The following is a 22,267-nucleotide window of genomic DNA, read 5'->3' as shown; positions in this document are numbered from 1 at the left end:
TTCCTTTCTGCCCCGACGCTAACGTTCCTTGTCGAAATGGCGCAGACATTTTTGGCACGGATAGCCCTGTATCACGGGTGAGTACTGGATGTACGCCCGCGCTGCCCAGGCCAAAAATGACAAGTGATTAACCCAACGGATCTTTTATGCTCGATAGCTTACTTGTCATTCTTTTACTGATTGTGATCAGCTCATTCTTTTCTCTTTCAGAGATTTCGCTGGCGGCTGCCCGTAAAATCAAACTTAAACTACTGGCCGATGAAGGCAACATTAATGCCCAGCGCGTGCTGAAAATGCAGGAACAACCTGGCATGTTCTTCACCGTGGTGCAGATTGGCCTGAACGCGGTGGCGATCCTCGGCGGTATTGTCGGTGATGCCGCGTTCTCACCCGCCTTCAGCAGCCTGTTTAGCCGTTTCATGTCTCCCGAACTGGCCGATCAGTTGAGCTTTATTTGCTCGTTCACCGTTGTCACCAGCCTGTTCATCCTGTTCGCAGATTTAACACCTAAACGCGTGGGGATGATTGCGCCGGAAGCGGTGGCATTGCGCATCATCAATCCTATGCGCTTCTGCTTGCTGATTATGCGTCCGCTGGTGTGGCTGTTTAACGGTCTGGCGAACGTGTTCTTCCGCATCTTCAAATTACCGATGGTGCGCAAAGACGACATCACTTCCGACGATATCTACGCGGTGGTGGAAGCGGGCGCGCTGGCAGGTGTGTTGCGTAAGCAGGAGCACGAACTGATCGAGAACGTGTTTGAGCTGGAATCGCGCACCGTGCCCTCTTCTATGACATCCCGCGAGAACATCATCTGGTTTGATCTGCACGAAGATGAAAACAGCCTGAAAACCAAAATCGCTGAACATCCGCACTCTAAATTCCTGGTGTGTGACGGCGACATCGATCACATCGTCGGTTATGTGGATTCCAAAGAGCTGCTGCTGCGTGTGCTGGGTAACCAGAGTATGACGCTCAGCAGCGGCGTGCAGATCCGCTCCGCGTTGATTGTGCCGGACACACTGACCCTCTCCGAAGCGCTGGAAAGTTTTAAAACCGCCGGTGAAGACTTCGCGGTGATCATGAACGAATACGCGTTGGTGGTAGGTATCATCACCCTGAACGATGTGATGACCACCTTAATGGGCGATTTGGTGGGCCAGGGTCAGGAAGAGCAGATTGTCGCGCGTGATGAAAATTCATGGCTGGTCGAAGGCGGCACACCAATTGATGACGTGATGCGCGTGCTGGATATTGATGATTTCCCGCAGTCCGGTAACTATGAAACCATCGGCGGCTTTATGATGTATATGCTGCGCAAAATCCCGAAACGCACCGATTTCGTGAAGTTCTCAGGCTATAAGTTTGAAGTGGTGGATATCGACAGTTACCGCATCGACCAGCTGCTGGTCACGCGTATTGACGACCGACCGCCAGTGCTGAATGTCACTAAGAGTGCGACGGATGAGCTTGAGTCACCGTAGGGTGATGGGCTGAAAAAAACAAGGCGCGATAAATCGCGCCGCTACAGGGCGCCTGACTTCATGGCGCCCTTTCTTTTTGGTGCTTAGTTGTACTCAGCTTGCAGTCGCAACACCTGGCGATTGATTTCTGACATCACGCTGAGATGCTGCTTATCTTTGACGCGTGGCAACATTACCTTGCCTTTATCAAACTCAAACGCGCCAACATCCTTGATGTACAACCTTCCTTTAAATAGCGTCTTTACATATTTCGCAATTTGCAGCGGATTATAGCGCTGGAAGATTTTCATGCTGTCTAACTCCTGAACAGATGGAATACGCTTCGCCGTTGCCAAATTCGGTACGAGCCCATGAAGCGCAAATGAGGCATAACTATAGAACACCCTGCGTTACGTATGTTCCGAAAAAGTGAATTTTTTACTGAATTGACACATCATTACAGAACACTCTGTTATGCCGCTCACAAAACACAGTATAAACCTTCACTCATTAAGGAATTGTGGCGTGGGTTGCAAAGCTGTTAACTCATCGCGACAGGCGCATCATCCACGCCTAATATTGCAGAAACATGAATAACTGGTCGGATCACTAAGGAGCATCAACATGCGTTTGGCACATTCTTTAATAGCACTGGCACTGTTGTTACCGGGGCTCGTCTCAGCCCACGCGTTGAAGCTGGGCGACCGCGTCCCACCGGTTGGCGTGAGTGACAGAGGTGAGCTGCTTTATCAACAAGATAAGTTTAGCTACCAGCCGTGGAATAGCGCGCAGCTGAGTGGAAAAGTGCGAGTCATCTTACATATTGCCGGGCGCTCGTCGGCTAAAGAGCAGAATGCCGCGTTGATTGAAGCGATCAAAGCCGCGAAATTCCCGCACGATCGTTATCAGACCACCACCATCGTCAATACCGACGATGCCATTCCCGGTACCGGCATGTTTGTGCGCAGCAGCATTGAGAGCAATAAGCAGCAATATCCGTGGTCGCAGTTTATCGTCGACAGCAATGGCAATGTGCGTAAAGTCTGGCAGCTGGAGAAAGGCGGCTCCGCCATTGTGGTGTTGGATAAAACCGGCCATGTGCGTTACGCCAAAGAGGGCGCATTGACGCAGGATGAAGTGCAGCAGGCGATGACGTTGATCCGTGAGTTGTTGCAACAATAGAATCCAGCACAATTTTTGTAGCGGCGCGATTTATCGCGCAATAAATTGCGCCGCTACGAACCATTAAAACAGCGAAACGCGGAACCCCGGGTTCAGGAAAGACTCACGCGGTGCATAGTCCAGCGTTTTACCCTGCCAGTCATGCACATGTGCCCCAGCAGCAATCGCCACCGCGTGGCCCGCGCCGGTATCCCAGATGTTAGTCGGCCCAAAGCGTGGATAAAGCTGGGCTTTACCTTCGGCCACCAGGCAAAACTTCAGCGATGAACCGATCGCCGTGGTTTGATGCTCACCTAACTGCGTCAGATACTCTTTCAGTTCTTCATCTTTATCAAAGTGCGAACGGCTCACCACCACCAGTAATGGACGCGCTTCACGTACCTGAATCTGCGTTTTATGACCGCCCTCTTCTTTCCAGGCCTTACCTTCCGCAGCGAAATACATGACGCCCAGAGCCGGCGCGTAGACCACGCCCAGCACCGGCTTGCCGTTATCGATCAGGGCAATGTTGACGGTAAATTCACCATTACGCTTAATGAACTCTTTGGTTCCATCCAGCGGATCGACCAACCAATACTTTTGCCAGTGCTGACGCTCCGCCCAGACTGGCGGATCTTCTTCTGACAGCACCGGGATCTCGGGTGACAGTCGGGCAAGCCCATCAATAATCACTTTATGTGCCGCGAGATCGGCGGCGGTAACCGGGGAATCATCCGATTTACGTGTGACATCCATCGGCTGTGCACCATCGTAAACCTGCATAATTGCATCGCCCGCTTCACGCGCCAGCTGGCAAATTTTATCTAACATTTTCCACCTCTTATCCGCTGATTCTGCCTGTCAGACATTTACAGCCCACCTCTACACAGTTTAGCAGTTGTGCCTCAACCCTCGGTGGCTGTACTGTCGGCTACGGCAATCTATATGATTATCAATACCATAGTTCACTGACCGCGGCTATGGCGCGATGCTGAATAGGTTTATGGCTGAGACGCACGGCGGAAACTGTGCAAAAGTCCGGGTTACATCACAAATTGAAATGATAATTCGTCATTGTTTTACATTATTTTGAGAGGCCTATTCATAAAACAAGGAGCAAGCCATGTTCAAAGCGAGCATGTCGTTACTGGCGCTGTGTGTTACAGCGGCCACGGTACAGGCCGCTACCGTAGATCTGCGCATTCTGGAAACCACCGATCTGCACAGTAATATGATGGATTTCGACTACTACAAAGACACACCGACCGAGAAGTTTGGCCTGGTGCGCACCGCAACCTTGATTCAACAAGCGCGGGCGGAAGCGAAAAACAGCGTGCTGGTCGATAACGGAGACATCATTCAAGGCAGCCCGCTGGGTGATTACATGGCCGCTAAAGGACTGAAACAAGGCGATGTCCACCCCGTATATAAAGCGATGAACACGCTGGATTACACCGTCGGTAACCTGGGTAATCACGAATTTAACTATGGCTTACCCTATCTGCAAAAGGCGATTGCCGGTGCACGTTTTCCTTACGTTAACGCCAACATTATCGATGAAAAGAGCGGGAAACCGCTGTTTACACCCTATTTAATCAAGGAAATGCAGGTCACAGACCGCAGCGGCCAGATACATCGGTTAAAAATTGGCTATATCGGATTCGTTCCGCCGCAGATTATGGTGTGGGATCGTAACAATCTGCAGGGAAAAGTCCGTGTTGATGACATTACAGAAACAGCGAAGCGCTATGTGCCGGAAATGCGTGCAAAAGGTGCTGAAATAATCATCGCTATACCGCACTCTGGTTTGAGCAGCGAACCCTATCACGCCATGGCAGAAAATTCGGTCTACTACCTCAGCCAGGTGCCGGGCATTAACGCCATTATGTTTGGTCATGCGCATGCGGTGTTCCCCAGCAAAGAGTTCACCGCCATTAAAGGCGCTGATATTGCGCAGGGCACCCTCAACGGCATTCCATCAGTGATGCCAGGTATGTGGGGCGATCATCTCGGTGTGGTCGATTTGGTGCTGAACAACGAGGGCGGAAAATGGCAGGTCACGCAGGGTAAAGCGGAGGCGCGTCCGATTTACGATCCGGTCGCGAAGAAATCACTGGCGACGGAAGATGCCGACCTGGTGAAGGTGCTGGAACAAGATCACCGTGCCACGCGTGAATTTGTGGCCAAGCCCATCGGGAAATCCGCCGACGTGATGTACAGCTATCTGTCGCTGGTGCAGGACGACCCCACGGTACAGATCGTGAACAATGCGCAGCGTGCCTATGTTGAGCACTTTATTCAGGGCGATCCCGATTTAGGCCGCCTACCGGTGCTGTCTGCTGCTGCTCCGTTTAAAGCCGGCGGTCGCAAGAACGATCCAGCCAGCTATACCGAGGTGGAGAAAGGTGAACTCACCTTCCGTAATGCCGCCGACCTTTATCTCTACCCCAACACCCTGGTGGTGATGAAAGTCAGCGGTGCGCAAGTGAGAGAGTGGCTGGAGTGTTCAGCCGCGCAGTTTAATCAGATTGACCCGCACAGCAGCAAGCCGCAGTCGCTGATTAACTGGGATTTTCGCACCTACAACTTTGATGTGATTGATGGCGTGGATTATCAAATCGATGTGACGCAACCGGCGCGCTATGACGGGGAATGCACGTTGATCAACAAACAGGCTTCACGTATCAAGGATCTGACATGGCAGGGCAAGCCTATCGATCCGAATGCCACTTTCCTCGTTGCTACCAACAACTATCGGGCTTATGGCGGTAAGTTTGCCGGAACCGGTGATAAGTATGTCGCGTTTGCTTCGCCTGATGAGAACCGTTCCGTGGTTGCGGCTTATATCAGTAGCGAAACCAAAGCGCACGGTGAGGTGAAACCGCAAGCCGATCACAACTGGCGTTTAGCGCCCATTCACAGTGACACGCCACTGGATATCCGCTTTGAAACCGCACCGGGCGAAAAAGCCACGCAGTTTATTGAGCAGTACGCTGATTACCCGATGAAAGCGGTGGGGAGTGATGAGATTGGCTTTGCGCTCTGGCAGGTGAATTTGCAGAAGAATGATTAGTTCTGTTTGGGCGGCCATCAGGCCGCCCAAGAGCGCATCAAGGTACGCACCTACAATCACGCTGAAGCAGGGTGAAAAATTACAGAATTTCCAGCAGCTCGACTTCAAAAATCAGGGTGCTGAATGGCGGGATAGAGGCGCCAGCACCACGCTCGCCATAGGCGAGGTTTTGTGGAATCACCAGCTCCCATTTTGAGCCAACTGGCATCAGGGTCAGCGCTTCAATCCAGCCAGCGATAACGCCGCTGACCGGGAATTCAGCCGGCTCGCCACGTGCAACTGAGCTGTCGAAAACAGAACCATCAATCAGTTTACCGGTGTAGTGAACGCGTACACGGTCCTGACGCGAAGGGATTGGGCCATCACCTTGGGTGATCACGCTGAACTGCAAACCGGTTTCAGTGCTGCTTACGCCTTCGCGCTGCGCATTCTGCTCAAGGAATTTCTGGCCTTCTGCTGCCATGGCTTCAACACGCTCACGACGCACGCCTTCAGCACGCTCATGGACTTCGCGCAGCGCACGATGTACCACGTCAACAGGCACAGCCGGTGAGTTCCCTTCCAGCGCGTCGCGCAGGCCCGCGAGCAGTGCTTCCGGCTGCAAACCTTGCAGTCCAGATTCCTGCAACTGCTGGCCTACCTGTAAACCGATACCGTAACTTGCCTGTGATTCGACGCTGTCAAATGAAGGGGTGGTCATTTTGATTCCTTAATCCCGAATAAATTAGAAACGGCAGCATAACAGCGCGGGCGGCTGGCGTAAAATCTGCTGCGGCAGAGATGACATTTCTCAGCGAAAGAGAAACAATACACAGGTCAAATTTTTCAATGCTGGCAGGCACTTCGCGCCCGCATTGCCCATACTATAGCTGTGACAAGGTTTTTGCTGTACAGCGCTAAGAAAGAGAGAATACATGGGCCAGATCGCCCCACGACGTCGCAGGACGCGCGCACCGCGTGCTTTTACTTTACCGAGGTTGCAACGTTGGCTGCCGCAAATTAAGCGCAAGGCCGCCAGCGAGGAGGATTCACGAATGGCTTCTGATACCCCTTCCCGCGTTCCCGCCGTGCTGCTGCGCGTCTGGCATCTGCTGGATAATGTGCGTTGGATGGACCCGCTCCCAGCCTTCCATCGTCGCGGCATTGTTATCGCCCTGCTGGTACTGTTACTGGCGTTTCTCTGGCCGAGCAGCACGCCACAATATCCGATTGAACACCCCGCAGATAACAGCAGCAAAGAGGTGCCGCTGCAGGCCGAGATTTATGACAACAAACAGCCGCAGAATGCCACGCCAAAAGCCGACTCCCAAGGCGAATGGCACAGTTATACCGTGACATCTGGTCAGACGCTGGCTCAACTATTCCGGGACAACAATTTACCGGTGAATGATGTGTTCGCGATGGCTCGCGTAGAGGGTAACGATCAGCCGCTCAGCGCGCTGAAAAATGGCCAGCAGGTGAAGATTCGTCAGAATGCACAAGGTGTGGTGACGGGATTGACGGTAGATAGCAGCAACGGTCCGGTGTTATTTACTCGCCAGCCGGACGGCAGTTTTATTCGCGCCCAGTAAACCGCAGAAACAAAAACGCCGGCAGAAGCCGGCGTTTTCGCATAACCAGTTACCAAGTAATAATTACTCAGCCACTACATTCACAACCAGTTTAGCGAACACTTCGCTATGAACCTGGAAGTCAATCTCGTGCTCACCGGTAGAACGCAGAACGCCGTTTGGCAGACGCACTTCGCTCTTAGACACTTCAACGCCAGCTGCAGTTACAGCGTCAGCGATGTCGCGGGTACCGATAGAACCGAACAGTTTACCTTCGTCGCCTGATTTAGACGCGATGGTAACGGTGCCCAGTGCATTGATTTTCTCTGCACGTGCGTTAGCAGCAGCCAGAACGTCAGCCAGTTTGGCTTCCAGTTCAGCGCGACGCGCTTCGAAGAACTCAACGTTTTTCTTGGTAGCAGGAACAGCTTTACCCTGTGGAACCAGGAAGTTACGAGCGTAGCCCGCTTTAACGTTAACCTGATCACCCAGGCTGCCCAGGTTTGCTACTTTATCAAGCAGAATAACTTGCATTACCTTATCCTCTTAAAGTCGTTAATGGACAACTACCAATTACTGATGACGATCAGTGTATGGCAGCAGGGACAGGTAGCGAGCGCGCTTGATGCAACGAGCGAGCTGACGCTGGTATTTTGCACGAGTACCGGTGATACGGCTCGGGACAATTTTACCGCTTTCGGTAATGTAGTTTTTCAGTGTAGCGATATCTTTGTAATCAATCTCTACAACGCCTTCCGCGGTGAAACGGCAGAATTTGCGACGACGGAAATAACGTGCCATTTGGCTAGTCTCCAGAATCTATCAATTCAATCTGCTCGGCATGTAACACGACTCTACTTTGACCATTGCGTGCCTGATGGCAGCTAATGAAACCTTCGAGAACGAGTTGCGTACCGACCGTTATATGTTGAGTAATCACCTGATGGGTGCTGCCGCTGATAATCACCGGCATCTGACACCAGGCTTGCCGGTGAAAACCGGCTTCCTCCTGCACAGAACGGTGCTCAAGCACGAACTGGCAGTGAGGAATCCCTGACGGACTGATTTTTCGAACTGGCGTCTTGCACACAGTGCCTGACAGGCGCAGTCGATTTGCCGTCATGTCGGATTACTCTTCAGAATCCCCAGCATCTGAGTCATCTGATGATTCGTTAGCGAAGTCTTCGCGACGGTCACGACGCTCATCTTTCGCTTTAACCATCGGAGATGCTTCAGTTACCGCGTGCTTAACGCGCATAACCATGCTGCGGATAACGGCGTCGTTGAAGCGGAAGTTAGTTTCCAGCTCGTCAATCACTTCCTGCGGAGCTTCTACGTTCAGCAGAACATAGTGTGCTTTGTGCAGTTTGTTGATTGGGTAAGCCAGCTGACGGCGGCCCCAGTCTTCCAGACGGTGAATCGTGCCCTGTGCACCGGTGATAGCACCAGTGTAACGCTCGATCATACCTGGAACCTGTTCGCTCTGGTCAGGATGGACCATAAATACGATTTCGTAATGACGCATCGATAGCTCCTTACGGATTATTCAGCCTCCTGTCAGGGTCAGCTGCGGCCCACGGAAGCAAGGAACGTTATAGGTTGTGAATCATTTAAAATGAAACACACCTCTGAATGCAGCTGAAAAATTGACGCGTAATCATACTGACGTTGCAGGGATAACTCAAGCGCACAATTCATCAAATCGCAGAGTGTGTGCCAGTCGAGAGCACCTTTTGTGCTATGGATTATGATTCAGCAGGTTAGCGAGGGGTTGTTCAAAATTGCTGATGGTGGCGTTCAATGGGACGATCTGGCATCAATGTGACAAACAACTAAACTATTTACAGGCGCAACGGTTTGGCTTATTCGCGGCGTCTGAGAGTGCAATCCCTGGAGTGAGGAGTCGAATATGAAAACCATCATTTTCGCCACTTTACTGGGTCTCTTCCTGTCTCCACCCGCTTTTGCCAGCTCCGCTGACTATGCGCAGCAGATGAGAAGTAACAGCAGCAATGCGGCTTCAGGCTATGTCTACGTCAACCGGTTGGATACGCCTGGCAGCAACCCGGTCAGTGCGAATACCAGTGCAGCAGAACGCCTGTCTTCACAGCTTTAAAATCGGACGACGTAACGGGCTGGCCTCTTGTGCCAGCCCGAGTTGTTTCTACAGATGATGTTTGAAAAAACTCACCAGCGCAGTCAGGGCTGATGGCGTAATTTTGTGGCCGATCTGCTTTTCGGAGAGATAAGTCATTTTCCCATCCAACTGGGCGTCGCGCAGCGCTTTCTCTAGCCTTACCGTCTCGGCGAATGGCACCACTTCATCGGCTTCACCGTGCCACAGCAATAGCGGACGGTGCGCCAGTTTCTCCAGTTGCTGACTGGGATCGTAAGGTGCCAGCGGCGCAAGACGCGCGGCAAAGGTCTCTTTCTGTTCCGGCGTACGGGCCACCAGCGGAGGGAATAGCGTGTGGCTCAGCTGCATAAAGTAACCCGACCCCATCATACAGGCGACGCTGTGGATCTGCGGATAACGTGCCATCGCGCCTAATGCAGTCATCCCTCCCATTGATGCGCCTGCAACGGCAAAGCGCTCATCGGCGACCCAATCGTTCTCACGCAATGCCGCTTCCAGTGTCGGCACTTCATCGATGTTCTGTTTAAGGATCTCCCAAAAATGCGTCATGCGCATTTCGGTATCCCCGTTATAGCGCGATCCGTGCATATCGGCATCCGGCATGATGACGCGAAAACCGGCCTGCGCCAGCGCCACCGCGAAGTAGCTGTACACTTCTTTAGATGAGGTAAAGCCGTGATAAAACAGGATGGTAGGTAAACGCGCATGCCGTTGCCCGGCCGGTGACGCGTGAATACACTCAATTCCTGCCAGGTTCTCCGTCGCCAACTCAATCATACCGCCTCCGTTGAGAATGATTATCACCCGTCACAGTGTAAGTGCTGAGCAGCAAAACGCGAGCAACTTCACATTTAATCAGAATAATTTCCGTACTAAACCTTTTGCCAGATTTGCCGTTGATCTTGTACCTCTCCATTATTCTTTAATAGGTACTTTATGAAGCGTCTCTCTCTCAGCGCCATGGGTCTCGGAATTAAGCTGTCTGTATTGACGTCTTTAAGCGTGGCGATTGTGCTGTTGACCTTGACCCTCACCCTGAGCCATAACGCCGCGCGTCAACTGGAGCAGCTGGCCACCGATGACATGCAAAATCAGGTGCTGGGCATTAATGAAATGGCCACCATGTTTAACGCCACACTGTCAGAGGAAGTGGCGAATTACACCAAACTGTTCCAGAGTTTCCTGCCCAAGCGCTTTAGCCGTGATGAAAACGAGCGTATTCAAGTGGGCGAGTTCAGCACCCCCACCCTGCGTGCTGGGTTGAAAACCCTCAATCTCGATCAAATTGCCGTGGATGATTTTCTGGAACGCACAGGCGCGGTGACGACCATTTTTGTGCGCGATGGCGAAGATTACATCCGTATCGCCACCTCTCTGAAAAAGGAGGATGGCAATCGTGCAGTGGGTACCAAGCTGGATCGCAGCAGTACCGCATGGCGCAGTATTAATCAGGGGCAGGTGTATCGTGGACTGGCGACATTGTTTGGTCATCGCTATATCACACAGTATCAACCGGTACAGGATGAGAGCGGTGCGGTGATCGCCATCCTGTTCGTTGGGGTGCAAATCGATGCGCAGTATGCGCTGATGCGCGACAAAGTGCTGGCACGCCATCTGGGCGACAGCGGCAGCTTCTTTGTGCTGAACGGTGCACCGGGCAGTGCGCAAGGGCAATATCTGTTTGACCGTCAGGCAGAGGGCAAATTACCGCGCTGGGATACATCAGTGCAGCAGCAGCTGTTAACCCAGCCAAAAGGGTTGCTGAGTATTGAACTGGAAGGTGAAACCAAACTGCTGGCGTGGCAACAGCTGCCAGGCTGGAACTGGATTATTGCCGGAGAGGTCAGTCGTGCCAGTTTGCTCGCGCCTATCACGCAAAGCCGCAACCTGTTCATTGTCATTGGTCTGGTGTTGGTGATCGCTTTCGCCGTCGGCTTTATGTGGTACAGCCGTCGTGCTATTACGCGTCCGCTACAGCAGGTGATTCATCTGGCCGAGCAATACGCTGCGGGTAATTTACAGGCGCATCTCGACTCCTCGCGCCGCGATGAAGTGGGCCAACTGGTGGCGGCGATTAATGGCATTGGCGACGGGCTGGAAAAAGTGGTCAGCCAGGTGCGCAGTGCCGCCCGCGATATCAGCCACGGCACCGATACCATCGCCGCCAGCAGTTCCAGCATCAGCGAGCAGATTGGTCGCCAGGCAAGCAGCGTAGAGGAAACCTCGGCCAGCATGGAGCAGTTTGGTGCGACCGTGGCGCAAACCGCGGCGAACGTGCGTCAGGCACTGGCACTGGTGGGTGAAGCAGCCAGCACTGTCGATCAGGGTGGGGCCACCGTGGCGCGTTCCGTGGAGACCATGTCTGAGATTCGTGTCGCATCACAAAGCATCGCAGATATCACGCACGTCATTGAATCCATAGCTTTCCAGACCAATATCCTGGCGCTCAACGCCGCTGTTGAAGCCGCACGCGCCGGAGAACATGGCAAAGGTTTTGCGGTGGTCGCCGCCGAAGTTCGGGCACTGGCCCAACGCAGCGCCACGGCCGCAAAAGAGATCGATACTTTGATTGCGACCTCCATCAACAAAGTCGCGGCGGGACACACGCTGTCAGAGCAAACACGTGACGCCATGCAGCACATCGTCAGCCATATTGAGCAGGTGAAAGCGTTGATGGGGGAAATCAATATTGCTGCACAAGAGCAGGCGGCGGGCATTGGTCAGGTCAATCTGGCGATGAACCATATTGGTCAAGCCACGCACCAGAGCAGCGATATGATCACCCAATCCGAGACCACTGCGCATACGCTGAATCAACAAGGTCACCATCTGACACAGTTGGTGAGTCTTTTTCATTTGAAGGACTGATATGAAAAGGGAAGATGGCATAAACTTGAGCCATCTTCCTCTTTCTGGAGTGTGTTATGCGTCGCCTTTTACTGGCAGTGTGTCTGGTGCTGAGTGGCTGTTCCGCTTTCAAAACCACACCCAAAGCACCGCCGCCGCCCACCAGCCACGCGCAGGAAATCACCCGCGCACAAAGTTACGGCTTGCGTAAGCTCGGCAATATCACCGTCACTACACGTGGCTCGCCAGATGATGCCCAACGAGCACTGGCCGCGCGCGCCAATCAGGCTGGAGCGGTGTACTACCAAATCCTGATGCTTGATGAAACCACCGTGCCTGGTTTTTGGTACGGTACTGCGATTCTCTTTGGCGCCCCATCAACGGGCACTGGCTCGCAGCAGTAAGCGGCTGCAGAGATCGTCACTCAGTCCGCGTCGGCCACGCATATCCAGATGCTGGCCGCACCAACTATCGGCAAGTGGGGGTTCTGCCACTTTGAGCAAAATGGCTGCGCTCGCGAGCTGCAATAGCGTTTGGGTCACTTCGCGCGCAACCCCCTCCCGGGCATGGGGTAGCTGCAACCGAAGTTGACGCCAGCGGCGATCAAAATGACGGTTGATCCCTTTCACTGCATCGAACTCATCATCCAGCATGGTTAACACATCCGCATGCCGCCCCAGCACACGCATCACATCCAGGCACATCACATTGCCTGAGCCCTCCCAAATGCTGTTCACCGGCATTTCACGGTAGAGACGCGGCAGTTCGCTCTCTTCGCAATAGCCGATGCCTCCCAACACCTCCATGGCTTCCGCCACAAAGGGGATGCCCGCCTTGCAGATGCCAAATTTGGCGGCAGGAGTAAACAGCCGTGCATATAAACGTTCATGCTCACTGGCGGGGGTTGACCAGGCGCGTGCCAGACGCAGCAGCAGTGCAGTTTGCCCTTCCAATTGCAGCGCCTGCTGCGCCAGCACGCTGCGCATCAACGGTTGGTCACTGAGGTTTTTACCCATCACCTGGCGCTGCTGTGCGTGGTACAAGGCAATGGATAAGGCGCGGCGCATCTGCCCATGGCTGCCCAGCGCACAGTCAAATCGCGTCATGCCGCCCATTTTCAGGATCAGCCGCACCCCCTCACCCTCTTCGCCCATCAACCAGCCAATGGCATCCTGAAACTCGACTTCGGCGCTGGCGTTGGAACGGTTTCCCAGCTTCTCTTTTAATCGCTCGATGCGGATCGCATTTCGCATGCCATCCGGCAGCAGTCGTGGCAAAAAGAAACAGCTCAGCCCTTGCGCTGTCTGCGCCAGGATCAGGTGTGCATCACTTTGTGGCACCGAGAAGAACCATTTATGCCCGGTGATACGATAAGGCTCGCCAGGCCCACGCACACCAAGCGGTTCAGCACGTGTCGTGTTGCTCAACACATCGGTGCCGCCCTGTTTTTCTGTCATCCCCATACCGATCAACAGACCGCGCTTTTTATTGCCCGCCACGTGATGGGCGTCATAGCGATCGCTGAGCAGGGCGTCGTGCCAGTCGGCATAGGGCTGCGGCAAATAATTTTGTAGTAGCGGGATGGCGGCATGCGTCATGGTGACCGGACAAAGCGATCCGGCTTCAACCTGAGCATGCAAAATGAAGCGAGCCGCGCGCGCCACCATGGCATTGGGCTGTACGTCAGGTTGCCAGCTGAGATTGTGCAGGCGGCTGGCGCAAAGTCCTTGCATCAGCAAATGCCAGGCGGGATGAAAACGCACTTCATCAAGCCGCTCACCACGGGCATCGTAACGGAGCAGTTCGGGCGGGTACGAATTAGCCAGTCGGCCTAATTCGAGAGATTCAGCGCTGCCAAGTTGCAGCCCAACGGAGGCGAGCCATTCGCGATCCCAGCCTGCGCCTTCGCGGGTTACGGCCTCACAGAGCGCAATATCATGGGTAAACAGGTTACTGTTACTTAGTGGCGGTGGTTGATTGAAAACGTTGTGGGTGGTCCAAGGCATAATATTGCATCCCCCTCATTGAACGCATGGTTCAAGTATGAGGGTGATGCACAGTTATGCCTGGTACAAAAACACTTTTGCGGCGAGGATCACGCCAGGCGCTGACGCACCGCTTCGAACAAGCACACGCCAGTGGCAACAGATACGTTCAATGATGAGACGCTGCCTGCCATAGGAATGCTGATCAGTTCATCGCAGTGTTCACGCGTCAGACGGCGCATCCCTTCCCCTTCCGCGCCCATCACCAGCGCCATGGGGCCGGTCATTTTGCTTTGATACACCGTATGATCGGCTTCACCTGCCGTACCGACCACCCAAATGTTGTATTCCTGCAGCAAGCGCAGGGTACGTGCCAGATTGGTGACACGAATCAACGGCACGTTTTCTGCCGCGCCGCTGGCCACTTTTTTCGCCGTCGCGTTCAGCGGTGCAGCACGGTCTTTCGGAACGATGACGGCGTGTACGCCAGCCGCGTCTGCGCTACGCAGACACGCACCGAGGTTGTGTGGATCGGTAACGCCGTCCAGCACCAGTAAAAACGGTTTATCAAGACTTTGCAGCAGATCCGGCAGATCGCCTTCCTGATAGTTTTTCCCCTGCTTCACCCGCGCCACAATCCCCTGGTGGACACCGCCTTCAACCTGGCTGTCCAGCCATTGGCGGTTAGCGACCTGAATCACGATCCCCTGAGCTTCCAGTGCGGCAATCAGCGGCTGCAGGCGACGATCGTCACGGCCTTTGAGAATAAAGACTTCCTGGAAACGCTGAGGATCACGTTCCAGCAGTGCCTGCACGGAATGAATACCAAAAATTATTTCGCTCATTACTTTGCTCAAGGTTGGATGTATATCGTTGAATAATCGTGTGTAGCGGCGCGAATCATTGCGCAATAAATTGCGCCGCTACGAATATGAGCTGCCGTTAATGGCAGCTTCATCAGGCTTCGCTGGATTTTTTCGTCGCACGCTTTGCCTTAGTGGCGGCGGCGATTTTACGGGTTTTCTCTGAGACTTTTTTGCCTTTTTTCTCGGTTTTAGCCGGTTTTTCAGCTGTCACAGACTTTTTCTTCTCGCCCCGGAATGCAGCATCAGGCTCAAAAGTGCCCTTCTTGCCCGCATCACGACGGCGCTTAGCCGGCGGCTTACCGCCACGCTTCTCACGCTCACGTTCGGTTTTACCTTCGCCGCGCGGCACGCGCTTGCTGGAGATCAGCGCGAAATCAATTTTACGCTCATCCATATGCACCGCATCCACGCGAACTTCCACCGCATCGCCAAGGCGATAAGTGCGGCCACCCGATTCGCCAATCAGGCGCTGGCCGATAGGATCGAAGCGGTAGTAATCGTTATCCAGCGTAGACACATGCACCAGACCATCGATAAACAGATCGTTGAGGCGGACGAAGAAGCCAAAACCGGTGACACTGGAGATCACACCGTTAAAGACATTGCCTACCTGATCCTGCATGAAGTCACATTTCAGCCAGTCAGCAACATCGCGCGTGGCTTCATCGGCACGACGTTCGGTCATTGAACAGTGCTGGCCGAGTTGCAACATCTGCTGCATATCGTAGTGATAACCACCGGTCGGCGTGGTGTTCCCGGTCAGGGTACCCTGCTCTTTCGCCAGCAGGTACTTAATGGCGCGATGCAGTAACAAGTCCGGATAACGACGAATCGGCGAGGTGAAGTGCGCATAAGACTGCAGTGCCAGACCAAAGTGGCCACGGTTTTCCGGATCGTACACCGCTTGCTTCATCGAACGCAGCAGCATGGTTTGCAGCATTTCCGCATCAGGGCGATCGGCCACCTGCTTCAGCAAATCGGCATAATCGATAGGCTGGGGTTTTGCACCACCAGGCAGGCTCAAGCCCAGCTCATTCAACACGGTACGGAAGCTTTTGATGCTGTCTTCGGTTGGACGATCGTGATCGCGGAACAGCGAAGGTTCCTGGTTCTTTTCAACGAAGCGTGCAGACGCGATATTCGCGAGGATCATGCACTCTTCGATCAGCTTATGGGCATCATTGCGCACGGTGCGTTCAACACGCTCAATACGACGTTCCGCATTGAAAATAAACTTGGCTTCTTCGGTTTCGAAGGAGATACCACCACGTTGCTCACGTGCCGTTTCCAGCACTTCATACATGTCATGCAGTTCTTCCAGGTGCTTAACCTGAGAAGCATACTGCTCACGCAGCTCCTGATTACCCTGCAGAATGCTCCACACTTTGTTGTAGGTCAGACGCGCGTGGGAGTTCATCACCGCTTCGTAGTGCTTGTAACCGGTCAGTTTGCCGCTGGAAGAGATGGTCATCTCACACACCATGCACAACCGATCCACCTGTGGGTTCAATGAGCAAAGGCCGTTTGAGAGGATCTCTGGCAGCATCGGTACCACCTGCGATGGGAAGTACACGGAGGTACCACGCTGATGCGCTTCGGTATCCAGTGCCGTGCCCGGACGCACGTAATAACTCACATCTGCAATCGCGACCCAGAGACGCCAGCCGCCACCGCGTTTTTTCTCGCAATATACTGCATCATCAAAGTCACGTGCGTCTTCACCATCGATAGTAACCAACGGCAGTTCACGCAGGTCCACGCGGCCTTTTTTGGCGGCTTCCGGTACCTCTTCCTTCAGCTTCGAAATCTCTTTCTCTACTTCTTCTGGCCAGGTGTGCGGAATTTCATGGGTGCGCAGCGCCATATCCACGGCCAGCCCGGTTCCCATGTTATCACCGAGAATTTCGGTAACCTTACCGATAGCCTTGCTGCGGCGGGTTGAGCGCTGGACGATCTCGACCACCACCACCGAACCCATGCGCGCATTGAGGGTGTCTTCTTGTGGAATAAGGATGTCAAAGCTCAGACGGCTATCATCCGGCACCACAAAGCCTGTACCGGCATCGGTGAAGTAGCGGCCAACAATCTGGCTGTTACGCGGTTCCAGCACGCGCACGACGCGCGCCTCACGACGCCCTTTACGATCGGCACTTCCCGGCTGCGCCAGGATCACATCACCGTGCAGGCAGAACTTCATCTGCTCAGCCGACAGGTAGAAATCATCTTTTTGGCCTTCAACCCGCAAGAAACCATAGCCATCACGATGACCAATGACTTTCCCACGCAGTAAATCAAGGCGTTCTGGCAGGGCGTAACACTGACGACGGGTAAACACCAACTGGCCATCGCGCTCCATGGCGCGCAGACGACGACGCAGCGCTTCGAGCTGCTCTTCGCTGGTGATCTTCAATTCCTGAGCGATTTCATCGCGGTTAGCCGGCTTTTCGCGCTTCTCTAACAGCGCCAGAATGAATTCGCGGCTGGGAATGGGGTTGTCGTACTTTTCTGCTTCTCTATCCTGAAAAGGATCTTTTGACATTACGGTTCCTCCGATGTCATTTAATTTGGATTGCCACCGGCGGTTCGGACAATAAAATTTGGTACAGGCCGTCGTTGTCTCTGACAAGATCGGCCAGGGTATAGTTATCCAGTTCCTTAAGGAATAACTGGACCGCGTCATACAACGCCTTACGTAGGCGACAGGCTGGTGTGATGGCACACTCCTCACAGTTTACCAGCTGCAAAGGCTCCATTTTTCTCACCACCTGACCAATCACGATCTTTTCCGGGTCCATGCCTAAACGAATTCCGCCGTTTTTGCCGCGCGTCGCAGCAACGTAGCCGGCCCGGCTCAGTTGGTTGATGATTTTAACCATATGGTTACGCGACACCCCGTAGGTATCGGTGACTTCAGTAATGTTGGTCTGCTTACCTTCGGGTAGCGTCGCCATGTAAATCAGCGCACGCAGACCATAATCAGTGAAACTCGTTAGCTGCACATACACCTCAGTGAATCATCGATTGTTATGGTTATGCGCCGGTCGGCGTGGTGTTTAAGTATGATGATAAACCAGAGCGTGGAGGCCGGTGCGTTTTTTTCAGGCAAGTGTCGATATTTGCACGAAAAAGAGAGTGAGCGGAGTCAAAGAACGGATGAAGTAAGGCCGGACAATGTCCGGCCTGAGGAGAACCTGAAGGATTATGCGTCGAACGGGTCGCGCAGAATCATGGTCTCGCTGCGGTCCGGGCCAGTTGAAATAATATCAATCGGTACACCGGTCACTTCTTCTACACGCTTGATGTAGTCACGTGCTGCCTGTGGCAGGCCTTCCAGCGTTTTCACACCAAAGGTGGTTTCGCTCCAGCCTGGCATGGTTTCGTAGATTGGCTCGATACCTTCCCAGCCTTCAGCAGCCAGTGGTGTGGTAGTCATTTCGCGGCCATCTGGCATACGATACGCCACGCAGATTTTCACTTCTTTCAAGCCATCCAGCACGTCCAGTTTGGTCATGCAGAAACCTGAAAGGGAATTGATCTGCACTGCGCGACGCACGGCAACCGCATCCAACCAACCAGTGCGACGACGACGACCCGTGGTGGCGCCAAACTCGTGGCCCTGTGCACACAGGAATTCACCAGTTTCATCAAACAGCTCGGTTGGGAATGGACCCGCACCGACGCGCGTTGAGTAAGCTTTAACAATACCCAGCACGTAATCAACGTAACGCGGACCGATACCCGAACCCGTCGCCACGCCACCTGCAGTGGTGTTAGACGAAGTCACGTACGGATAGGTACCGTGGTCAATATCCAGCAGCGTACCCTGCGCACCTTCGAACATGATCAGGTCGCCACGCTTGCGCGCACCGTCCAGCAGTTCAGAGACGTCAACCACCATGCTGGTCAGAACGTCGGCCACGGCCAACGTATCGCTCTGCACTTTCTCGTAGTCTACTGCGTCAGTTTTGTAGTAGTTAACCAGCTGGAAGTTGTAGAAATCGACGATTTCTTTCAGCTTAACGGCGAAGGTTTCTTTGTTGAAGAGATCGCTGACACGCAGACCGCGGCGAGCCACTTTGTCTTCATAAGCTGGGCCGATACCACGACCGGTTGTACCGATAGCTTTAGCACCACGCGCTTTTTCGCGCGCAACGTCCATCGCGACATGGTATTGCAGAATCAGTGGACATGCTTCAGAGATCAGCAGACGTTCACGTACCGGCACACCGCGCTCTTCCAGACCTTTCATCTCTTTCATCAGCGCTTCAGGTGACAGCACAACACCATTACCAATGATGCTGGTCACGTTATCACGCAGAATGCCAGAGGGAATTAAGTGGAGGACGGTTTTTTCACCGTTGATGACAAGTGTATGGCCTGCATTGTGGCCACCCTGGTAACGCACAACGTAATTCGCGCGTTCAGTCAGAAGGTCTACGATCTTACCTTTACCTTCGTCACCCCATTGGGTGCCCAGTACGACGACGTTCTTACCCATTTTTTCAAAACCACCGATTGCTTAAAAATGGATTCTACCATCGGTTTTTGTCTCTTTCAGCACTTTTAGCATACGATTGCGCTGTTTTTTGCCTGCGTTTTGATCAACTCACAAGATGTTGGGTAAACAACGCGGGACAGACACCATTTAGCTGTGAAATAGCGCACAAATTTACTTATCAGGCACTCGCGTGGGCGCTCAGCATGTAGTAGATCACCACCCCCGCAACCACCAGGCCGCCGCCAAAACGATGCAGGATACGATCGGGCAATTGTGCCATGGACAGAATCATACGGCGCCAGATTCGCGGCAAAAACATCGGCCCCAGCCCTTCCAGCACCAAAACTAACGCCAGCGCCATCCAGATGGTTGTGTTCATTCTATTTTTCCAAAAAAAAAGGCCGACAACATTGTCGGCCTCAAGGTTATATCAGTTCTTAACGCGTGGCGTTAGTGGGCGCCTTCATATAACGGAAGAAATCGCTATCTGGGCTTAACACCATTACATCCTGATTGTCAGAGAAGCTGTTCTCGTAAGCACGTAAGCTACGGATAAAGGCGTAGAAATCAGGATCCTGACCAAATGCATCCGCAAACAGCTTCGCCGCCTGCGCATCACCTTCACCGCGAGAGATCAAAGCCTGACGCTGCGCTTCAGCCAGAGTACGAGTCACCTGGTAATCGGCCTGGGCACGCAGTTTCTCCGCTTCTTCCTGACCCTGTGAACGCTGGCTACGCGCCACTGCTTCACGTTCAGCACGCATACGGTTGTAGATCGCATCCGAGACTTCTGCTGGCAGGTTGATCTGCTTGATGCGCACATCCACCACCTGAATACCCAGTGCCGCCATACTGTTTGGATTTGGCGCTGGCTCGCTGCTGTTGGTTTCACGCTCTACACGGGCTGCTGCATTGGCGATGGCATCATCCGCTGCTGGCGTCTGAACTTCATCGTCATTGCCTGCAGTACCGGTATTCAGCGCATCACGTACATCTGTAGTCAGTCGGCCACGTGAATCAGTAACAATATCCTTCACATCCAGACGACCCATTTCAGAACGCAGACGGTCACTGAACTTACGTTTCAGCAGGACTTCCGCCTGAGAAACATCACCACCACCGGTTGCCAGGTAGTAACGACTGAAGTCACTGATGCGCCATTTGATATACGAATCAACGATCAGGTCTTTCTTCTCTTTGGTGACAAAGCGATCGGCTTGGTTATCCATGGTCTGGATACGTGCATCAAGAGATTTCACGGTTTCGATGAAAGGAATCTTGAAGTGCAGACCCGGCGCATACACCTGCGGTTTGTTCTCGCTATCACGCAGAACTTTACCGAAGCGCAGCACGATACCGCGCTCGCCTTCCTGCACTACAAACAGTGAGGCATACAGCGCCACCAGTACGACAATAATTACAGCAATAATTGGCTTACGCATCGATTACTCCCTCCCTGCGCGCTGGGTATCGTTGCGTAACGCATTGGCGCGACGCTGGTCCATGATGCTGCTCGGACTGTATGAAGAAGTCTCTTCGTTGCTGGCTGAACTGTCAGACGACGGGAACTTCATCAAATTGGTGGTCTTCTGACCGCCCTGGTTGCCAGACGTCTGGCCACCACGCATCAGTTGATCCAGTGGCAGAACCATCAGGCTGTTACCACGATCGTTAACCAACACTTTGCGAGTATGGCTCAGCACGCGCTCCATGCTCTCGATGTACAGGCGCTCTTTAGTGATTTGCGGAGCAGCCTTGTATTCAGGCAGCAACAACGCAAAGCGCGCCACTTCACCCTGTGCTTCTAACACAGTACGCTCTTTGTAAGCGCGGGCTTCTTCAAGAATACGCTGTGCCTGACCGTTCGCACGTGGCTGCACTTCATTCGAATAGGCTTCGGCTTCACGCACGTACTGCTCACGGTTTTCACGTGCAGCGATGGCATCGTCAAACGACGCTTTGACTTCTTCCGGTGGACGAGCCGCCTGGAAGTTGACGTCGAGTAACGTAATACCCATGTTGTAAGGACGAATGGTTTCGTCCAGTTCACGCTGGGTCTCGCTACGCACCACGGTACGGCCTTCGGTTAAGATGCGGTCCATGGTTGAACGGCCAATGACGCCGCGCAATGCGCTGTCGGTGGCCTGACGCAGACTGTCGTCGGCGCTGGTCACGGCATACAGATAACGCTCAGGATCGGTGACGCGGTACTGTACGTTCATTTCAACGCGCACCACGTTTTCGTCAGAGGTCAACATCACGCCAGAGGCTGCCAGTTCACGCACCGCTTCAACGTTCACGGCACGGACCTGATCGATAAAGGTGGGCTTCCAGTTGAGGCCCGGCTCAACCAGATGGCTGAATTTGCCGAAGCGCGTGACGACGCCACGTTCCGCTTCTTTAATGGTGTAGAAACCGCTGGCAGCCCAGATGACCACAGCTGCGACGGCTACAATGCCAACCAGTTTGCCACCGCTACCGCCGCCACGTTGGCCATTGTTGTCACTCTGTTTGCCACCGCCCAGTCCGCCGAGTTTTTTACTCAGCTTACGGAAGATATCATCCAGATCAGGGGGCCCCTGATCGCGCCCTCCCTTATTTCCCCCAGAGTTGCCGCCTTGATTATTGCTGCTTCCCCACGGGTCGCGGTCCTGTCCGTTATTTCCGGGCTGATTCCACGCCATGTC

Annotated in this window: 23 protein-coding genes; 7 read left to right on the top strand and 16 right to left on the bottom strand. The window is 53.5% G+C overall.

All coding sequences use genetic code 11. The features are described 5' to 3' along the window. Window positions 1-146 precede the first annotated feature (146 nt). The gene (paeA, locus tag ACPUC8_RS11430) at window positions 147-1,484 is read left to right on the top strand and encodes a polyamine export protein PaeA (RefSeq protein WP_494926330.1); all 1,338 of its coding nucleotides are present in this window, start codon (window positions 147-149) and stop codon (window positions 1,482-1,484) included. An 83-nt stretch (window positions 1,485-1,567) separates the two neighbouring features. On the opposite strand, the gene ACPUC8_RS11425 is transcribed toward paeA, so the two are convergent. Then, complete coding sequence (locus ACPUC8_RS11425; RefSeq protein ID WP_031280153.1) at window positions 1,568-1,774, bottom strand: DUF1107 domain-containing protein; 207 nt, start codon at window positions 1,772-1,774, stop codon at window positions 1,568-1,570. A gap of 313 nt (window positions 1,775-2,087) precedes the next feature. On the opposite strand from ACPUC8_RS11425, the gene ACPUC8_RS11420 reads away from it, so the two are divergent. Next, a complete protein-coding gene (locus ACPUC8_RS11420; protein ID WP_494926329.1) occupies window positions 2,088-2,645 on the top strand; it encodes a YtfJ family protein in 558 nt (185 codons plus the stop codon). 63 nt (window positions 2,646-2,708) lie between these two features. Here the strand turns inward: ACPUC8_RS11420 and cysQ are convergent, their stop codons facing one another. Continuing rightward, the gene (cysQ, locus tag ACPUC8_RS11415; RefSeq protein WP_039331431.1) at window positions 2,709-3,455 is read right to left on the bottom strand and encodes a 3'(2'),5'-bisphosphate nucleotidase CysQ; all 747 of its coding nucleotides are present in this window, start codon (window positions 3,453-3,455) and stop codon (window positions 2,709-2,711) included. A gap of 292 nt (window positions 3,456-3,747) precedes the next feature. Here cysQ and ACPUC8_RS11410 point away from each other — a divergent pair, with 292 nt between their 5' ends. Further along, window positions 3,748-5,697 (top strand): bifunctional 2',3'-cyclic-nucleotide 2'-phosphodiesterase/3'-nucleotidase, encoded by a 1,950-nt coding sequence (locus tag ACPUC8_RS11410; RefSeq protein WP_494926328.1) that lies wholly within the window; start codon window positions 3,748-3,750, stop codon window positions 5,695-5,697. A 79-nt stretch (window positions 5,698-5,776) separates the two neighbouring features. Here ACPUC8_RS11410 and bamJ read toward each other — a convergent pair whose 3' ends face one another. Continuing rightward, window positions 5,777-6,397 (bottom strand): BamJ family beta-barrel-assembly machinery protein, encoded by a 621-nt coding sequence (bamJ, locus tag ACPUC8_RS11405; RefSeq protein ID WP_039331436.1) that lies wholly within the window; start codon window positions 6,395-6,397, stop codon window positions 5,777-5,779. A 214-nt stretch (window positions 6,398-6,611) separates the two neighbouring features. Here bamJ and ACPUC8_RS11400 point away from each other — a divergent pair, with 214 nt between their 5' ends. Continuing rightward, window positions 6,612-7,268, top strand: a complete 657-nt coding sequence (locus tag ACPUC8_RS11400; protein ID WP_156138058.1) for a LysM-like peptidoglycan-binding domain-containing protein — start codon at window positions 6,612-6,614, stop codon at window positions 7,266-7,268. A 63-nt stretch (window positions 7,269-7,331) separates the two neighbouring features. On the opposite strand, the gene rplI is transcribed toward ACPUC8_RS11400, so the two are convergent. From rplI to rpsF, 4 genes are read right to left on the bottom strand one after another with little or no spacing between them, the layout of a single operon-like run. Beyond that, entirely contained in the window at window positions 7,332-7,781 is a 450-nt protein-coding gene (rplI, locus tag ACPUC8_RS11395) for a 50S ribosomal protein L9 (RefSeq protein ID WP_039331442.1), read from the bottom strand. Window positions 7,782-7,820: 39 nt separating this feature from the next. Beyond that, complete coding sequence (gene rpsR / locus ACPUC8_RS11390) at window positions 7,821-8,048, bottom strand: 30S ribosomal protein S18 (protein ID WP_002210155.1); 228 nt, start codon at window positions 8,046-8,048, stop codon at window positions 7,821-7,823. 4 nt (window positions 8,049-8,052) lie between these two features. Then, the gene (priB, locus tag ACPUC8_RS11385) at window positions 8,053-8,370 is read right to left on the bottom strand and encodes a primosomal replication protein N (protein ID WP_071885715.1); all 318 of its coding nucleotides are present in this window, start codon (window positions 8,368-8,370) and stop codon (window positions 8,053-8,055) included. Between the two features lie 6 nt (window positions 8,371-8,376). Beyond that, on the bottom strand, window positions 8,377-8,772 hold the full coding sequence (rpsF, locus tag ACPUC8_RS11380) for a 30S ribosomal protein S6 (RefSeq protein ID WP_034829324.1): 396 nt from the start codon (window positions 8,770-8,772) through the stop codon (window positions 8,377-8,379). Window positions 8,773-9,156: 384 nt separating this feature from the next. On the opposite strand from rpsF, the gene ACPUC8_RS11375 reads away from it, so the two are divergent. Then, window positions 9,157-9,363 carry a hypothetical protein gene (locus ACPUC8_RS11375; protein WP_039331517.1) on the top strand — a complete coding sequence of 69 codons (207 nt, stop codon included), beginning with the start codon at window positions 9,157-9,159 and terminating at the stop codon, window positions 9,361-9,363. Window positions 9,364-9,411: 48 nt separating this feature from the next. Here ACPUC8_RS11375 and yjfP read toward each other — a convergent pair whose 3' ends face one another. Continuing rightward, the gene (gene yjfP / locus ACPUC8_RS11370) at window positions 9,412-10,161 is read right to left on the bottom strand and encodes an esterase (protein WP_039331518.1); all 750 of its coding nucleotides are present in this window, start codon (window positions 10,159-10,161) and stop codon (window positions 9,412-9,414) included. A gap of 159 nt (window positions 10,162-10,320) precedes the next feature. Between yjfP and ACPUC8_RS11365 the strand changes: the two genes are divergently transcribed. Together ACPUC8_RS11365 and bsmA are read left to right on the top strand one after the other, a co-directional pair. Then, complete coding sequence (locus ACPUC8_RS11365) at window positions 10,321-12,252, top strand: methyl-accepting chemotaxis protein (RefSeq protein WP_494926327.1); 1,932 nt, start codon at window positions 10,321-10,323, stop codon at window positions 12,250-12,252. 56 nt (window positions 12,253-12,308) lie between these two features. Then, the gene (gene bsmA, locus ACPUC8_RS11360; protein ID WP_058971262.1) at window positions 12,309-12,635 is read left to right on the top strand and encodes a biofilm peroxide resistance protein BsmA; all 327 of its coding nucleotides are present in this window, start codon (window positions 12,309-12,311) and stop codon (window positions 12,633-12,635) included. Here bsmA and ACPUC8_RS11355 read toward each other — a convergent pair. The 8 genes from ACPUC8_RS11355 to hflK all read right to left on the bottom strand — a co-directional run bounded on the left by ACPUC8_RS11355 (window position 12,609) and on the right by hflK (window position 22,264). After that, complete coding sequence (locus tag ACPUC8_RS11355; RefSeq protein ID WP_494926326.1) at window positions 12,609-14,237, bottom strand: isovaleryl-CoA dehydrogenase; 1,629 nt, start codon at window positions 14,235-14,237, stop codon at window positions 12,609-12,611. The genes bsmA and ACPUC8_RS11355 overlap by 27 nt on opposite strands. Before the next feature lie 89 nt (window positions 14,238-14,326). Further along, window positions 14,327-15,061: a 23S rRNA (guanosine(2251)-2'-O)-methyltransferase RlmB gene (gene rlmB, locus ACPUC8_RS11350; protein WP_039331523.1), complete on the bottom strand. Its 735-nt coding sequence runs from the start codon at window positions 15,059-15,061 to the stop codon at window positions 14,327-14,329. Window positions 15,062-15,173: 112 nt separating this feature from the next. Further along, a complete protein-coding gene (rnr, locus tag ACPUC8_RS11345; protein WP_058971256.1) occupies window positions 15,174-17,621 on the bottom strand; it encodes a ribonuclease R in 2,448 nt (815 codons plus the stop codon). Window positions 17,622-17,637: 16 nt separating this feature from the next. Further along, complete coding sequence (gene nsrR, locus ACPUC8_RS11340) at window positions 17,638-18,081, bottom strand: nitric oxide-sensing transcriptional repressor NsrR (RefSeq protein WP_039331591.1); 444 nt, start codon at window positions 18,079-18,081, stop codon at window positions 17,638-17,640. A gap of 200 nt (window positions 18,082-18,281) precedes the next feature. After that, window positions 18,282-19,580, bottom strand: a complete 1,299-nt coding sequence (locus ACPUC8_RS11335) for an adenylosuccinate synthase (RefSeq protein ID WP_494926325.1) — start codon at window positions 19,578-19,580, stop codon at window positions 18,282-18,284. Window positions 19,581-19,758: 178 nt separating this feature from the next. After that, the gene (locus ACPUC8_RS11330) at window positions 19,759-19,959 is read right to left on the bottom strand and encodes a DUF2065 domain-containing protein (RefSeq protein WP_039331529.1); all 201 of its coding nucleotides are present in this window, start codon (window positions 19,957-19,959) and stop codon (window positions 19,759-19,761) included. A gap of 58 nt (window positions 19,960-20,017) precedes the next feature. Beyond that, window positions 20,018-21,022, bottom strand: coding sequence for a protease modulator HflC (gene hflC / locus ACPUC8_RS11325; protein ID WP_039331532.1), 1,005 nt, complete (start codon window positions 21,020-21,022; stop codon window positions 20,018-20,020). A gap of 3 nt (window positions 21,023-21,025) precedes the next feature. Further along, window positions 21,026-22,264, bottom strand: coding sequence for an FtsH protease activity modulator HflK (gene hflK / locus ACPUC8_RS11320; protein ID WP_039331534.1), 1,239 nt, complete (start codon window positions 22,262-22,264; stop codon window positions 21,026-21,028). Between the last annotated feature and the right edge of the window lie 3 nt (window positions 22,265-22,267).

This window comes from Pantoea sp. CFCC18177 (genome assembly GCF_059412425.1).
The sequence above is the reverse complement of the archived record's forward strand: the minus strand, read 5'-3'. Positions and strand labels throughout refer to the sequence as shown.

What these genes read in the sequence shown, in the direction of transcription:
- paeA (WP_494926330.1), top strand. Translation starts at nt 147, where the DNA reads ATGCTCGATAGCTTACTTGTCATTCTTTTACTGATTGTGATCAGCTCA.
- ACPUC8_RS11425 (WP_031280153.1), bottom strand. Translation starts at nt 1,774, where the DNA reads ATGAAAATCTTCCAGCGCTATAATCCGCTGCAAATTGCGAAATATGTA.
- ACPUC8_RS11420 (WP_494926329.1), top strand. Translation starts at nt 2,088, where the DNA reads ATGCGTTTGGCACATTCTTTAATAGCACTGGCACTGTTGTTACCGGGG.
- cysQ (WP_039331431.1), bottom strand. Translation starts at nt 3,455, where the DNA reads ATGTTAGATAAAATTTGCCAGCTGGCGCGTGAAGCGGGCGATGCAATT.
- ACPUC8_RS11410 (WP_494926328.1), top strand. Translation starts at nt 3,748, where the DNA reads ATGTTCAAAGCGAGCATGTCGTTACTGGCGCTGTGTGTTACAGCGGCC.
- bamJ (WP_039331436.1), bottom strand. Translation starts at nt 6,397, where the DNA reads ATGACCACCCCTTCATTTGACAGCGTCGAATCACAGGCAAGTTACGGT.
- ACPUC8_RS11400 (WP_156138058.1), top strand. Translation starts at nt 6,612, where the DNA reads ATGGGCCAGATCGCCCCACGACGTCGCAGGACGCGCGCACCGCGTGCT.
- rplI (WP_039331442.1), bottom strand. Translation starts at nt 7,781, where the DNA reads ATGCAAGTTATTCTGCTTGATAAAGTAGCAAACCTGGGCAGCCTGGGT.
- rpsR (WP_002210155.1), bottom strand. Translation starts at nt 8,048, where the DNA reads ATGGCACGTTATTTCCGTCGTCGCAAATTCTGCCGTTTCACCGCGGAA.
- priB (WP_071885715.1), bottom strand. Translation starts at nt 8,370, where the DNA reads ATGACGGCAAATCGACTGCGCCTGTCAGGCACTGTGTGCAAGACGCCA.
- rpsF (WP_034829324.1), bottom strand. Translation starts at nt 8,772, where the DNA reads ATGCGTCATTACGAAATCGTATTTATGGTCCATCCTGACCAGAGCGAA.
- ACPUC8_RS11375 (WP_039331517.1), top strand. Translation starts at nt 9,157, where the DNA reads ATGAAAACCATCATTTTCGCCACTTTACTGGGTCTCTTCCTGTCTCCA.
- yjfP (WP_039331518.1), bottom strand. Translation starts at nt 10,161, where the DNA reads ATGATTGAGTTGGCGACGGAGAACCTGGCAGGAATTGAGTGTATTCAC.
- ACPUC8_RS11365 (WP_494926327.1), top strand. Translation starts at nt 10,321, where the DNA reads ATGAAGCGTCTCTCTCTCAGCGCCATGGGTCTCGGAATTAAGCTGTCT.
- bsmA (WP_058971262.1), top strand. Translation starts at nt 12,309, where the DNA reads ATGCGTCGCCTTTTACTGGCAGTGTGTCTGGTGCTGAGTGGCTGTTCC.
- ACPUC8_RS11355 (WP_494926326.1), bottom strand. Translation starts at nt 14,237, where the DNA reads ATGCCTTGGACCACCCACAACGTTTTCAATCAACCACCGCCACTAAGT.
- rlmB (WP_039331523.1), bottom strand. Translation starts at nt 15,061, where the DNA reads ATGAGCGAAATAATTTTTGGTATTCATTCCGTGCAGGCACTGCTGGAA.
- rnr (WP_058971256.1), bottom strand. Translation starts at nt 17,621, where the DNA reads ATGTCAAAAGATCCTTTTCAGGATAGAGAAGCAGAAAAGTACGACAAC.
- ACPUC8_RS11335 (WP_494926325.1), bottom strand. Translation starts at nt 19,580, where the DNA reads ATGGGTAAGAACGTCGTCGTACTGGGCACCCAATGGGGTGACGAAGGT.
- ACPUC8_RS11330 (WP_039331529.1), bottom strand. Translation starts at nt 19,959, where the DNA reads ATGAACACAACCATCTGGATGGCGCTGGCGTTAGTTTTGGTGCTGGAA.
- hflC (WP_039331532.1), bottom strand. Translation starts at nt 21,022, where the DNA reads ATGCGTAAGCCAATTATTGCTGTAATTATTGTCGTACTGGTGGCGCTG.
- hflK (WP_039331534.1), bottom strand. Translation starts at nt 22,264, where the DNA reads ATGGCGTGGAATCAGCCCGGAAATAACGGACAGGACCGCGACCCGTGG.